We start from the raw sequence: 14360 nt of genomic DNA on the forward strand, positions 1-14360 counted from the left end.
TCGCGGATAATATTCGCGAATCTATCTATTTTATTAAGTTCATCAACAGTATCGCTTCGCTCACCCACACCAACAACAAGAATGATGATCATTCTCACAAATCCAGTCTAAACATAAAGACCTAGCTAAATATCCTTTTAACTCTTATCCAACAATGGTTTTGAGCTGCTTGTAACCCTGTGAGGCCAAGGGGATTATTGGGTTCTTAGTCATTTGTCAAAAAAATTAGATGCGTTTTCCCTGACCCTGAAGCAAGGATGTGTCCATGACAAGGAACGTCTAGGAGAGGAGCCGTGATGAGGTGAAAGTCTCACGTCCGGTTCTGAAGACGAGTCGGGTAGGGTAACTTACCTGGCTTAGTTTAACCTAAACATGATCGCGATACCAACGCAGCATTAAATATATTCGTCGCGGGCGGGCAGTCCGAGACATTAAACCGACGTGGAGGCAAGCGTAAGACTACTGCCAAAGTAGCAGCAGCCTGTGAAAGGTCAACCCGCCGAGGAGCTAAGGCTCGGTAGGAATCTCCGCGCCTTTAGGCCGGAGAGGATGTCAACTACTTCTGCTTCCCGATTGATGAACCGAAACTTTTCTGGTTAAAGGATTTGGAAACTATCAGATGTCAACTCACCTTCATGTTTGATCACAAGTGTATCGTCACCCTGGCTGAGGATTGATAAAAAGCGATTATCCATAAAAGGTAGTGCAATGGTAGTAGCTTGGCTAACAGCTTGTTCTGCACTCAAGCCTAAGTCTGGAGATAGTTGTATGATATCTTCTCCAACAATGAAGTTTCCAACCCAATCAATATCGCTGCCTGAGTTAAAGACAAAAGTATCTAGTCCCTCACCACCGCGAAGCCGATCCATTCCTGGGCCACCTGTTAAGATATCGTTGCCATCACCACCATTAAGCAGATCGTTTCCTGCTTCTCCAGTTAGTATATCGTTTCCTGCGTCACCAAAGATTCCATCATTTTCTGGAGTACCTATTAGGTCATCATCTTCTTCAGTACCTTGTATTTGGTTGAAGTTATCGAAAAATTGTTGTCTTCGAGAAAAGCCTCTTCGTGGCCTTCCAAAACCAAAGCCGCCCTCTTGACCAAAAGGCTGAAGATTTCCGTGTTCTTCCATGATTAATTTCTCCTTATTTGATATTTTGGTTTTTTGGGTTTGTCTGCGCGATCGCCAAGAAACTAGGATATATATCTCACTTTTAGTGGAATAGTTTGATCGCTCAAGCCTTGTTTATAACTTAAGTGATAAAAGTGAGCTTGTCAAGGGGTAAATCAAAAAAATTTTTTGGAAGATTAGCATAAAATCAAATCAAAAAGTATTACTTATGGTTATACTTATCACTTATATATATATACTAGGTTCTCGAATTAATCCTGTAGATTATTTTTCTTGATATAGTGCTAGGTGCAAGGCAAAAGGCAAAAATAATCAAAATAATCTATGACTAAGTTTGATAATTTCGAAATGTCGCGTCCTTTGCTTCGATTGCTATATATCCCTAAAGCCAGTGAGTGTATTTATAGCAGTCACCATTACTGGTGCAAACATTCTCAAACTCTCAAATTTAGTTACAGCAATAATTTATATCAGTTTCATATTTAGTGTGGGACAAATTTTTATCTCACATTTCGCACTTCATTTTGCAACATTAAAAGTAGTGGCGTGTCTAGCTTGAAAATGTGAGTTAAAAAACCTAACCCCTCAACCCCCTTGTAAGGAAGGCGGAGTATTTCTCCCCTCTCGGAGCAGGAGAAGGGTTGGGGGAGAGGTCTTCTAGGTCCTCGCTCAAACACCCACAATTTTAGTCTAGACACGCCAGTAGTAGACTGACACAGCTTAAATAGTGCATTAGAAAATGGGGGGATGGGGTGATGGGGGGATAGGGGGATGGGGTGATTATGAAAAAAGCTAATGCACAAAATTGGCTGTGTCAGTCTAGTACTATAAAATAGGTAACTTAGTAGATATTTATACTATATAGCTCCTATTCATTGACCTTTCTCAGGAAAATATTAAGTATGAATACTCAATTACTTACTCCTATTGACGACTATAATTATCTCCTGTCTCCTGTCTTTCATACAACATTTTGTCGTCCGGAGTCTGGGTTTTATCACTTTAGTAAATAGGGAAGAGAGATTAGTCTTCAACTGTACCTTACCATTCGTGGAAAGGGGCTGTAACTTCTTACTTCTGCTATACATCCTGGTTTACAGAAGTAGTTATTTGATTGTCAGATAACCAAAACTACCATCCCCACCAAGGGCTAACTTCTAAGACGCCTGTTGGGGTTAAAATGACCCTAAATAATCCAAACTGCTTTTGCTTTTGGGAAACAGCTTGATTCTTAGCAGAATCAACTAACCTGGGTAGAGGAGTTTCCAAAACATAATATTTAGCAGATTGATTCATTGCTTCATAACTAACGATCGCCCCATCACCATTTACCCTAACGCGATATTCCAAATCTTCATACCATCTAGGTGTTTCTCGCCAACTCTGATTGATTTGCTGATACAACTTTTGATTCAACTCTTCTAGTTTCGCTATTTCCTGAACTTCTTTGAAAATCATCTCAGGTTTGGCGTTACACTCACTACCGTGACATTCATCATCTTTCACTTTTGACTGGTGGGATGATTTTATTACTGAGACAGGCCATACTTTAATTGTTTCATCAGCACTACCACTGGCTAAAGTTTTCCCATCCGGACTAAAACCAACAGACCAAACAGGTTTAGTGTGACTTTGATATGTTTCGATTAGTTCTTGAGTTTCTACTTGCCACAGATGGATTTTTTTGTCGTAACTACCACTGGCTAAAGTCTCCCCATCTGGACTGAACGCAACAGACAAAACTGCTTTTGAATGGCCATTAAAAATTCCAATTTCCTCGCCTGTCTCTGCTTGCCATAGCTTTATGCTTCTATCTTGACTGCCACTAACTAGAGTTTTTCCCTTGGGGGTATATGCGATCGCCCAAATAGGTCGAGAATGAGCAGTCAAAGTATATTTTTCTGTTCCAGTTTTCACCTCCCACATTTTGAGTTTTCCATTTTTGCCACCACTAGCTAAAGTTTGACCATCTGGGCTAAAAGCCAAGGAAACTACAGAGCTAGAATGCTGTAAACGCAAGATTTCTGTTCCAGTTTTTAGACTCAGTAACTTAATAATACCGCTATAACTACCAATTCCTATCATTTCTCCATTGGGAGAGATAGCAACTGCTTTGACATCGTCAGCATTAAGATTAATACTGCGAATAAGATTTCCATTACTAAGATTCCACAATTTAATACAATCATCCCAACTTCCACTGACAAGAATTTTCCCATCAGGAGTGATTGCCAGAGATTCGACAGCATCAGCGTGAGCTGCAATAGTACGGATTAATTTTCCACTAGGTAAATGCCAAATTTTTATTGTGCCGTCATAACTGCTACTAGCTAGGGTTTGTCCATCTGAACTAATTGCAACTGCATAAATCCAAGTTGAATGACCTGATAAAGTTTGTAGAGGCTTGTTTTTTTCTGTTAATAGATGGTTTGTTTGTTTTGTTTTTGTTGATAGTAACTGCTGCCAATTTATTCCTTCTATTCTTTTAATTACAAGGGTTGTTGCTATCGCTGTAATTAATGCTGTTAGGGCTATTGTTGTGGTAGATTTCCAGATAATTTGTTTTGATTGCATAATTTTTCAATGACGTACATATCAAAAATCAACTAATGTAATACCAATTCACTTTAAAGATGTCACAAATAGTTTTAAACTCCCTATGTGAAATAATTTCCTGAAATTACTGTAGCATCAAAGTTTTGAGCTTATAAAATCTTAATGCATGAATGCATGACTTTTAATTTCCGTGAAACAGTATAAGCATTCAGCCGTCACCTCGTGAAGTTATTAATTCATTATTTTGCCAGGAGGAATTAGTTTCCCAGAAGAATTAAAAGTTATTCAGAAAAATATCATCAGCTAACCGAAGTCAAGTTATTACGTTCAAAAGCTATTTGCGTAGCATTCCGTAGGAAAAGCTGAACGCTGAATGTTTACCAACTAATTATGTTATGTCTGATGTTGCACCTGCCAATTTCACTTAAACTTTTAATGAGTTTTTTTTGTATTCTATCCACTTTCTAATTAAGAATAAAATAGTTATGCTTAGACTAGCGATGATTCCTAATGGAGTGATATAAGTCCAATGCCCAAACATTTTTTCACTAATATGCCACATTAATAGAAACATTAATATGTAGGTTAACTGATGCATTCTCCGCCAATTTTTTTTCAATTTTTTCACACTCCAGTCATTAGAAGTAATGGCTAATAATGTAAAAATAGTCAGTATAACTATTCCTTGTGAATAAATTAAATAAGATTTAAGGTCAAAGACATCAAAGCTTCTTTTCATAAATAATAAAATCCCATGAGCTGCACCTAATAAGAATGAAATAACCCCGATTTGACGGCGATATTTGAGTAATATTTTGGGTATATTGGTCTTCTTAGTAACAGGAAAAACTATTCTGAGAATTGTGGGTAACAAAGTAATAATATAGGCAAATAAAGCTAAAAATCCCAGATAACTAGCAAAATTTGGTGTGTTAATTATGAAGTTTTCCATTTCTGTAATTCCGTGATAGTTTAGTTTATTTGATTGAATAGGTCTGAGCCAATGAATATAAAATGGCTCAAACTTAGATATATAGCATTACCTTTTTTGGTTAGGACAATAAATTTGGGTTGTGAGGAAACAGAGAATATCAGAACATTGACACTGGGATGTCCTAACGTATTTGGATAGTCCTATGTTAAAGAACACCCTAATTACGATGTAATACCATTGCTCATATAAGCTTTTGATACTATATTTTAAGGTGTGTTTTGCTACAATTCCCCTAGTAAGTCTAGCCTGAACAACTTTTTTCTCTGGATTATAGCAATTTTATAAATGTTTGCTACAAATAGCTAGAGGATTTTTTAGGCATCAGGACTCAGGAGTCAGGACTCAGAATGAATAGCTTTGATACCATTTCTTAGTTCATAACTTATCTTATTAGTCAAATTAGTCAAAGGAAAATCTAGTGTAAGGTCTTTTTATCGCCCTTATTATTCGTAACATTCTTTTTTCAAAATGGTATTAGGGGACAAATATCACTAAAGTTATAAATGCTTGCCTTATTATATACATAAGTGATAAAAGCTGCAACAAGATATTATAGAGGTTTTCACAAAGGTAGACTACAAAACTTCTGTCTCTCTTGGTCAGCATTCCCTCTCTTGGTCAGCATTCCCTCTCTTGGTGCGCGTTCCGCAAGTGAGCTGTCGTCGTCGCGGGGTCGCACCGCTTGCGTCTAACGCACCCCGCGGGATATGACCGCTTGCGTCTGTCGCACCGCTTCTTTCTGCCCTCAGCATAAGTGCCTTTAAGCCAAAATCTCTGTATTCTATGTTAATGAAAAGCGCTATAAAACCTACATTCCGCACCACAAAATGTAGCATAAAAATACAAGTCAAAATTCAAAAGTTAAAAGTTAGAAGTTAGAGATTGTTTGTAAAGGAAATATAAAAAGGAGATAGGGAACAGGGAACAGGGAACAGGGAACAGGGAACAGGGAATAGGGAATAGGGAATAGGGAATAAGGAGGAAGAAATCAAGACAAATATTTGTCGCTTAAAAATCTAGGAATATATGTACTGAATACTTCTCTACCTACCAAATTTCAATCTCTTGAAGTATTACCGCTTTTAGATTTTAGTCACTCGCATGTTCTCTTAATACTTATTTTACAAACAGTCTCTTAGAGGAAAATTATAGTAGTCAATAGGAGTCAACGATTCAGTAAGTATTTATGCTTAATATTTGACTGAAAATTTGACTCCTAAGAAAGGTCAATGGAGATGATTGATACAGTATAAATACTTACCAAGCTACAGAATTTTATACTACTTTTAATATTACAAATTGAAGTGCGGAATGTAGGTTAAAAATTTTCCTAGTGCATCAAGAAAGTGTGGTATATCGTAAATAATACTAAATCCAGTTTATAGAGTATCCTTTTGGGTATATGGGGAGATGGGGTGATGGTTAGAGAGGGATTTGAAAAAGGTAATGCATGCAGGACCGGATTTGGTATAAGAGTGCTTGAGGCTGAGAATGATAATCATGATTTATGGGGAAGTGTCAATTGATGTTCAACATATTCCTTTAATTGCTCAATAGTTACACCTGGTGCAACTAGCAACAAAATAAGAACCATTCCACAGTACGGGTTTCCTATAAAACCTAGAAGGAAATATCCATACGAAGTTCAACAAATTAACTTACAAAGACTAACTGAAGCTTGGAAACTTTGGCTAATACCTGATAAAGCTGGTCAACTTGCAGGACGACCAAGATTTAAGCGGAATTACTTCCGCACTTTATACACCCCGCAGGAGACCTGAGAATTGCACACTCGCTTTTAACTTCCGTGAAACGGTATTACGAAGGCTTAGTGCTAAAAACTCTGGCTGTTCTTAAGATTTATTTGACAAACAGCCTCTTAACGATTTTTTCAACTAACTTCATTCTTTATTTGAATATTCATCTTTTAAGCTTGTTTTTGTTTCCAAACTTTCCAACTTGTATAAATAAGTAATCCTGTAGCACTAAAAGCATAAATTGTACCACTAGGAATACCTGAAAAAGCCATGGCTAAACTTCCTACCCAAAGTGTTAGTGAGTAAATAAAAAAAACTGTCAATCTTTGGGATAAACCAGCATCTAATAAACGATGATGTAGATGGCGTTTATCTGCAATAAAAGGAGATTTACCGTTTCGTAAACGGCCTAGAATTACTGCAGACATATCTAGAATTGGTACAGCTAAAATTAGATATGGCAAAACAACAGAAGTAACTACTGTAGTTTTTACCAAACCTATTACTCCTACTCCTGCGAGAGTAAATCCTACATAATAAGCTCCTCCATCTCCCATAAATATTTGGGCTGGATTAAAGTTATAACGGAGGAAGCCTAATGTTCCACCAGCTAAAGCTGCTGCTATTAAAGCTGCTGCTGGTTGATCCATAAATATACTAACAATTAACATTACAAAAGCTGCAATACCAGAAACACCAGCAGCTAAACCATCTACGCCATCAATCCAATTAATAGCATTTGCCATGCCTACTAACCAAATCACAGTTACAGGCCAGCTTAATATGTTAATATGTACTAATCCATAAAAAGGAATAGTCAGAAACTCTATATGTACTCCAACGATCCAGGCCATACTAGCAGCAATTATTTGCATAAATAACCTGAATAGTGCTGATAAACCAAACAAGTCATCTGCTAAACCAATCATAAAAAAAGCTAAACCGCCGACTGTTACTCCCCAGATTTCAAACTCTTTTTCTGGCGGCAAAATATTACCATTAGTATCTATAAATCCTCCCAACCACCAAATAATTAAAAGAGCAATTAGACTACTAATAAAAATAGAAACTCCTCCCAAACGTACCATTGGTTGTTTATGAATTTTACGACCGCCGGGATGATCTACAAGTCCAATGCTGAGACCAATTTTTTTGATTATTGGTGTAATTAAAAGTACAAGTAAAGTCGAAATAACTAAGGTAATTAAATGGTACAGATAATTAGGTATCTGAAATAATGGAGGGTTAAGAGTTAATAATAAATTATTAAGTTGGTCTAGCATCATCAGGGTATTTTGCCACTATCAATAGGTTATAATTTTAGAAAATTAAAATGTTTTTTTGTAAGAGTTGGGCGCTCACACTAAAATGTAATTATTTAAAACTATAGTGCTACCCTATATTTAATATTTGACTTTTATCAATAGGTTAGCTCCATTTAGTAGAGACATTATATAGAACGTCTCTACTAATTCCTAATTAAATATACAACCTTGGGGTGAAATTTAGCCTTTTAATTAGCTAATTATGTATTATCCAGTTTTTGATCTAGAATTAATCCCCAATTTAGGATTTACCGAAAATCCAAACTTCTTTAGACGAGACTGGGAACTTTAGCCATCAGATGAGGATAAAGAGGAAAGCCATTGCATAATGATGCTACCCTGTCTAGACACTTTTGAGCTACCTCTTCATTTTCTGGATTTAGCAATCGTTCAGCAATAATATCGCCTATTTCTATAAATTCAGCAGCTTTCAGCCCTCGACTTGTCATTGCTGGAGAACCCAGTCGGAGACCACTGGTAACAAAAGGAGACTCTGGGTCAAAAGGTACAGTATTTTTATTAGCAGTAATATTAACCCCACTCATCAATTTATCTGCTTTTTTACCTGTCATACTTACTGATCTTAGATCCACTAACATAACGTGATTTTCCGTACCACCAGAAACTATTTTTAATCCGCGTTTTTGCAGTTGGGTTGCTAAGGCAGCAGCATTTTCTATAACTTGGCCGGAATAAGTCTTAAATTCTGGTTTTAAAGCTTCTCCAAATGCGACTGCTTTGCCTGCAATAACGTGTTCTAAAGGACCACCTTGAGTTCCGGGAAATACTGCTTTGTCTAATTTTTTCCCTAATTCTGGGTCGCGGGTAAGGATTAAACCGCCTCGTGGCCCCCTTAAAGTTTTGTGGGTGGTAGTTGTTACCACGTCACAGTGAGGAATAGGGTTAGGATGATGACCTGTTGCTACTAAACCTGCAATATGAGCAATGTCTGCTAATAAATAAGCTCCAACTTCATCGGCGATCGCCCGGAATTTTTCAAAATCAATTATCTGAGAATAGGCGGAATATCCACAAATCAGAAGTTTGGGTTTATGTTGCTTTGCCAGTTCGAGAACTTGGTCATAATCTATAGCTTCTGTTTCTTGACTTACACCATAATGATGAACTTTGAACCATTTACCAGAAATGTTGACCGGGGAACCGTGGGTCAAATGTCCGCCGTGGGATAAGTCCATTCCCATGATGGTATCCCCTGGTTGTAACAAGGTGAGGAATACGGCAAGGTTGGCCTGCGCTCCAGCATGGGGTTGCACATTAGCATGGGCAGCTCCAAATAATTCTTTGGCACGGTCTATGGCTATTTGTTCGATTTCGTCTATAAATTCACAGCCACCGTAGTATCGTTTACCAGGGAGACCTTCGGCATATTTGTTGGTTAGTACGGAACCTTGGGCGGCCATTACTGCTGGTGAGGTAAAGTTTTCACTGGCAATTAGTTCTAGGTGGTCTTGTTGCCGTCCGTATTCTTTTTGAATTAGTTCGGCTACTAAAGGGTCTGTTTCTGTGAGAAAGTTAGTGTTAGTCATGTTCGGTATTTTTTGAGGCTACATTAAAACTATAGTAAATGTTCCATAGTCGTATATAGTCAAACAATGTTAAATATCTTCGTTGATTTGTACAAAAGAGCTACTAAATATTTGACAAAATTTAATAAGTCTCGACCTTCTGTTTAATGGTATAATGGAACTGGTTGAAAATTAAAAGCTCAATCACAGTCATAAAGATTAATAAATTCTCGGAGCCTTTAGTAATTTTAACCCCTTGATTTATGAGATTAGTTGAGAGACATATTATTCAAAAAAATCATCGGTTTTATACTGAAATTGACCGACTGTGTTTCTTGTCTAAAAATCTCTATAACTATGCTAATTATTTAGTTCGTCAGTCTTTTATCTTTGAAAATATTTATCTTTCCTATTATCAGCTTCAAAAAACACTTCAATCTCAAGAATACTATCAAGCAATGCCAGCTAAAGTATCTCAACAAATCTTGATGATTTTAGAGAGAAACTGGAAAAGTTTTTTAGCAGCGAACGAAATTTATAAAGAGAATCCATCAAAGTTTAAATCTCGTCCTTGTCTTCCTGGATATAAAAATAAAATGACAGGAAGAAATATTGTAGTTTATACAACACAAGCCATCAGCAAGAGGCAACTTAAACAAGGAATTATTAATCCGAGTAAAACTGGAATTCATCTAAAAACCTTAGTACCTACTTCACAAATTAAACAAGTCCGTCTCGTCCCTAGACTGAACCATTATGTAATTGAGGTGATTTATGAGAAATGCGAAAAACAATACGAGCTAGAGAAAAATCGTTGCGCCAGTATTGATATTGGATTAAACAATTTAGCTACATTAACTTTTAATCAAGCCGGAATAAAACCGCTCTTGATAAATGGCAGACCGTTAAAATCTATCAATCAATACTATAATAAGGTTAGCAGCTTCCTGCAATCTCAACTCCGGGAAAATCAGTCAAGCCTCAGACTAAAAAAGCTTTCTAATAAAAGAGAATTTAAAATCAATGATTATCTCCATAAAGCATCTCGTTTGATTATTGATACCCTGATTAATGAGAAAATAGGAACTTTGATAATTGGCCACAATGAAGGCTGGAAGCAGAATATCAACTTAGGGAAAAGAAACAATCAAAATTTTGTCTGTGTCCCCTATAATAAGTTAATTGAAATGTTATCTTATAAAGCTGAGATGGTAGGGATAAAAGTAATTATTACTGAAGAATCTTATACGTCAAAAGCAAGTTTTATAGATAATGATTTGATTCCAGTTTATAAAAAAGGTAAGAAAAATCAAGTCACTTTTTCAGGAAAAAGAGTAAAAAGAGGTTTGTATTGTACCGCGAGCAAAGGGTTAATCAATGCTGATGTGAATAGTTCTTTGAACATAATGAGAAAAGCAGTCCCAAATGTTTTTGACCATGGGATAGAGGAGCCAGTGCGTTGGGCGGGTCCCCCGACTTGAAGCAACTGGCGTGGTGTTGTAGTGCCTCCTCCGGAGGAGCTTCGCTAACACCCAGTTAAGGTAACACCTGCAAAATAAGAATGTGCCATATTTATATTTTTATGAACTATATGCCCCACACTGGCACTTAAGATTTTCAGTGTGAGGCTGAGGGATTTAGTTTACAGTAGCAGAGCTATGGTTAATTGAGTTTTAGAATTTATTTTCAATCACTAACTCACTCAATGGTAATTGTCCGGGTTTTGGCCAAGGATCTTTAACTTTTTTACCAATGGCTACCATAGCACCCATTACATGATCTTCGGGTAAATTAATTAATTCTGCTAGTTTTTCAATATCAAAACCAATCATTGGGCAGGAATCATAACCCATTGCTTTTGCTGTTAACATTAAGGTCTGCATTGCCATACCATTTGAGTAATTATTTATTGATTCTAAAGTTGTAACCATACCGAATAAAGTATCTGCCCCATACTGAAAACCTTAAGTCTCAGTATGGGGCAGATAGATATTAGTTTATGATGTTGGTCATCCTAATATTTGACCAGTCGAATTATTTCTAAAGTATTTACTGTGTCAACTCTTCGTAAATTAATGACGTGCCTTACAAAGATTATCCTGTAAATAAACTCTAGAAAAATCAAAACCTTTATGGATCGACAAAACCTTCAATAAAAGAAGACATAATATTAAATAGAGGATTATTTACAGCTTCCTTTAAACCAGTTATGCCACTAGACTGAAGTGCGCTGATAATTCGCTTTTTCATATTTGGATTTTTCTCTATAGCCTCGACAGCTTTAGACGAAAAAATGTAAATAGCCAATTTTTTGCTTTTGCTAATTGCGGAATTAATCCTGCTAAAATCACTGAAGATTTACCACTTTTTGATTCGCCTAAAACTGGAATAAAATTATTGTTTTCAATGGCTGTAATAAGTTTTTTTAAAAATTCATCTCTACCGAAGAAATATTCAGCATCCTGTGGAAGAAAACTAGATTCCTTATAGGGACAATTAACATCACCTTTTTCTAAATAAAAATTGAGATTGACAATAACATTATTTTGAACACCAATACCATATTGGTTTCCATAATTTATGGAGTTGTCTTGATTAGTAAAATTAATGTTATTTGATGCTTTTTCATCATTTTCTGCAGCCATTAAACTTGAAAATTAAGAGCTAGTTTTTGAAGAATAAGCCAGTAGGATAAATTCATAAATTAATTCTACAAGAATCATAATTAAGAGTGTGAGTTCAACCCAAAAAAGAAGATAAAATTTTATAGCTCAAAACCTAGCTTTGACAGAATTAAACATTTGATAACAGTGGTGCCGCACTTAACAATGTCTGAGTATAAGAATGTTGGGGATGATTAAATATTTCCTCAGTTCTCCCCTCCTCCACAATTTTTCCACTATTCATAACAGCAATTCTGTCACAAATAAATCTAGCCACCCATAAATCGTGAGTAATAAATAAATACGTTAAATTTAATTCTTCCTTTAACTCCAACATCAATTCCAAAACTTGAGTTTGAATAGTAGCGTCCAACATACTTACAGGTTCATCACAAATAATCAGTTTTGGATTAGTAATTAATGCTCTGGCAATAGCTACCCTTTGTTGTTGTCCTCCAGATAATTCTGAGGGGTATCTTTTGCCATATTCTGCTACAGGAGTCAAACCTACCTTTTCTAGCATTTGCTCCACTTGAATTTTAGCTTCCTCTGCACTAGCCAAATTATGGATAAATAGGGGGTCAGCTACTATCTGCTCAACAGTCATCATGGGGTTGAGACACGCTAGGGGGTCTTGAAATATCATTTGCATTTCGCGACGGTAGGGTTGTAATGCTGATAAAGAGAGACTTGTTAAGTCTTTGCCTTGAAATTCGACTGAGCCAGAAGTAGATTTAATTAATTGTAAAATAGTCCGAGATAAGGTACTTTTGCCACATCCAGATTCTCCCACTAATCCTACTATTTCCCCTGGATAGAGGTCTAGGTTAACTCCATCCACTGCTTTGATAAGTTTACTTTTTCCAGAGAATAATAACTGCTCTATAAAATTACTTTCTAAGGTGTAGTGCTTCTGTAAATTTTTCACCTGCAAAATTGGTTTGAGGATTTTGGGAGCTTCTGTTAATTCAGATTTTTCTGGTTGAATTTGAGCAGGAGTAGATTCAACTACTTGAATATGTAAAGCAGCTTCAAATAGAGATTTGGTATATTCATGTTGAGGATTTTGGAGAATTTGTTTAATTGCACCTATTTCTACTATTTCACCCCCATACATCACAGCAATACGGTCACAATATTCTCCCACCATTGCCAAATCATGGGAAATTAATAATAGGGAAGTCTGACGTTCTTGGCAAAGTCTAGTTAGCTCCTGCAAAATTTGAGATGCTATAGTTACATCCAAGCTAGTAGTAGGTTCATCAGCTACTATTAATTTTGGATCAAGTAGAAGTGCTAAAGCGATCGCTACCCTTTGTCGCATTCCCCCACTAAATTCATGGGGATATTGAGACCAACGACTGGCAGGAATATTTACTGCTTCAAGAGTTTCTATAGATTTTTGTTGTGCCTGAGATTTAGATATATTGGGTTGATGTGCAATAATAGTCTCTAAACAATGATCCCCAATAGTCATTAATGGATCGAGACGAGTCATGGGGTCTTGAAAAACTAATGCTACTGCTTCACCACGAAATTTTCTCAGTTGAGAGGGGTTCATCCCAAACACAGATTTTTCCCCAAAGGTAACAGACCCCTCAACTTGTACTGACTTGGGCAATAATCTCATAGCAGCACGTCCGAGGGTAGATTTACCACATCCAGATTCTCCGACTAATCCTAATTTTTCACCAGCTTGAAGTTTTAGGGATACATTATTTACTGCCCAATGAAATTTTCCATGTTTTTCGGGATAAGCTACTCGTAGATTTTCTATATTCAGTAAAGGATTCATTTATTATTTTAATTAGGGATAGTTTGTTTGATAAATAGTTTGTTATTTTAGTCTAAGCATTTAGCCATCAGCTATTAGTTGTCAGCCATTAACTTATTCTTTTTGAAGTAAGAATCAGAGTTGAAAAATTGAGTGAAAATTAAAAGTTACTCTTAAAGCATACTAGCTAATATTCCTCATTAATTACTTGGTACAGAATTATTACCCAGGAAAAGATATTTGCGTAGCATTCCCCAGGGAAAACTTGAAGGCGAATACCTAAGTGCTTACATTTTAGTAATTCTTTTCCAGGTGAAAAAACCGTTGTTTTTGAGTAAGTTTTGATTGAGCACAAGTTAACTTGATTTTAGATGTGAAATATTCAGTAATATCATGTCCGGATAAACAGTTATAAATAATTAGGGAGTCCTCAGGAGTCAAGAGTCAGGAGGGAGAAGAGTAGGGAGTCATCAGGAGTTAGGAGGGAAAAGAGGAGGAAAAAATAGGGTATTACGAGGAAAAAGTTTTTTATCACTAATTATAGCGGTTTTCATTAACATAGAATACAACTATTTCTGCAATTTATTAAACTTTAGGTATATATAGAATTTTTACTGTAGTCTACCTTTGTG

General features: G+C 36.3%; 9 protein-coding genes and 1 pseudogene. 1 reads left to right on the plus strand and 9 read right to left on the minus strand.

What is annotated here, in order from left to right; translation table 11 throughout:
• Nucleotides 1-596: 596 nt before the first annotated feature.
• The 6 genes and pseudogenes from ACP6PM_RS16010 to glyA all read right to left on the minus strand — a co-directional run bounded on the left by ACP6PM_RS16010 (nucleotide 597) and on the right by glyA (nucleotide 9312).
• Nucleotides 597-1133, minus strand: coding sequence for a calcium-binding protein (locus tag ACP6PM_RS16010; protein ID WP_426586285.1), 537 nt, complete (start codon nucleotides 1131-1133; stop codon nucleotides 597-599).
• Nucleotides 1134-2264: 1131 nt separating this feature from the next.
• Nucleotides 2265-3707, minus strand: coding sequence for a WD40 domain-containing protein (locus ACP6PM_RS16015; protein ID WP_426586287.1), 1443 nt, complete (start codon nucleotides 3705-3707; stop codon nucleotides 2265-2267).
• A 406-nt stretch (nucleotides 3708-4113) separates the two neighbouring features.
• Nucleotides 4114-4641, minus strand: a complete 528-nt coding sequence (locus ACP6PM_RS16020) for a ferric reductase-like transmembrane domain-containing protein (protein ID WP_426586289.1) — start codon at nucleotides 4639-4641, stop codon at nucleotides 4114-4116.
• A 1540-nt stretch (nucleotides 4642-6181) separates the two neighbouring features.
• A pseudogene (locus tag ACP6PM_RS16025) lies at nucleotides 6182-6308 on the minus strand (transposase); the annotation flags it as partial.
• Nucleotides 6309-6610: 302 nt separating this feature from the next.
• A complete protein-coding gene (locus ACP6PM_RS16030; RefSeq protein WP_426586312.1) occupies nucleotides 6611-7669 on the minus strand; it encodes a glycosyltransferase family 4 protein in 1059 nt (352 codons plus the stop codon).
• A 365-nt stretch (nucleotides 7670-8034) separates the two neighbouring features.
• Complete coding sequence (gene glyA / locus ACP6PM_RS16035; protein WP_426586291.1) at nucleotides 8035-9312, minus strand: serine hydroxymethyltransferase; 1278 nt, start codon at nucleotides 9310-9312, stop codon at nucleotides 8035-8037.
• Nucleotides 9313-9554: 242 nt separating this feature from the next.
• Between glyA and ACP6PM_RS16040 the strand changes: the two genes are divergently transcribed.
• A complete protein-coding gene (locus ACP6PM_RS16040; RefSeq protein ID WP_426586293.1) occupies nucleotides 9555-10772 on the plus strand; it encodes an RNA-guided endonuclease InsQ/TnpB family protein in 1218 nt (405 codons plus the stop codon).
• A 192-nt stretch (nucleotides 10773-10964) separates the two neighbouring features.
• Here ACP6PM_RS16040 and ACP6PM_RS16045 read toward each other — a convergent pair whose 3' ends face one another.
• From ACP6PM_RS16045 to ACP6PM_RS16055, 3 genes are all read right to left on the minus strand, one after another.
• Nucleotides 10965-11222, minus strand: coding sequence for a nitroreductase family protein (locus ACP6PM_RS16045; RefSeq protein ID WP_426586295.1), 258 nt, complete (start codon nucleotides 11220-11222; stop codon nucleotides 10965-10967).
• Nucleotides 11223-11555: 333 nt separating this feature from the next.
• Complete coding sequence (locus ACP6PM_RS16050) at nucleotides 11556-11936, minus strand: nSTAND1 domain-containing NTPase (protein ID WP_426586297.1); 381 nt, start codon at nucleotides 11934-11936, stop codon at nucleotides 11556-11558.
• Between the two features lie 148 nt (nucleotides 11937-12084).
• Nucleotides 12085-13749, minus strand: coding sequence for a dipeptide ABC transporter ATP-binding protein (locus ACP6PM_RS16055; protein WP_426586298.1), 1665 nt, complete (start codon nucleotides 13747-13749; stop codon nucleotides 12085-12087).
• Nucleotides 13750-14360 lie beyond the last annotated feature (611 nt).

The organism is Dapis brunnea BLCC-M229 (assembly GCF_050015995.1).
GTDB lineage: Bacteria > Cyanobacteriota > Cyanobacteriia > Cyanobacteriales > Microcoleaceae > Trichodesmium.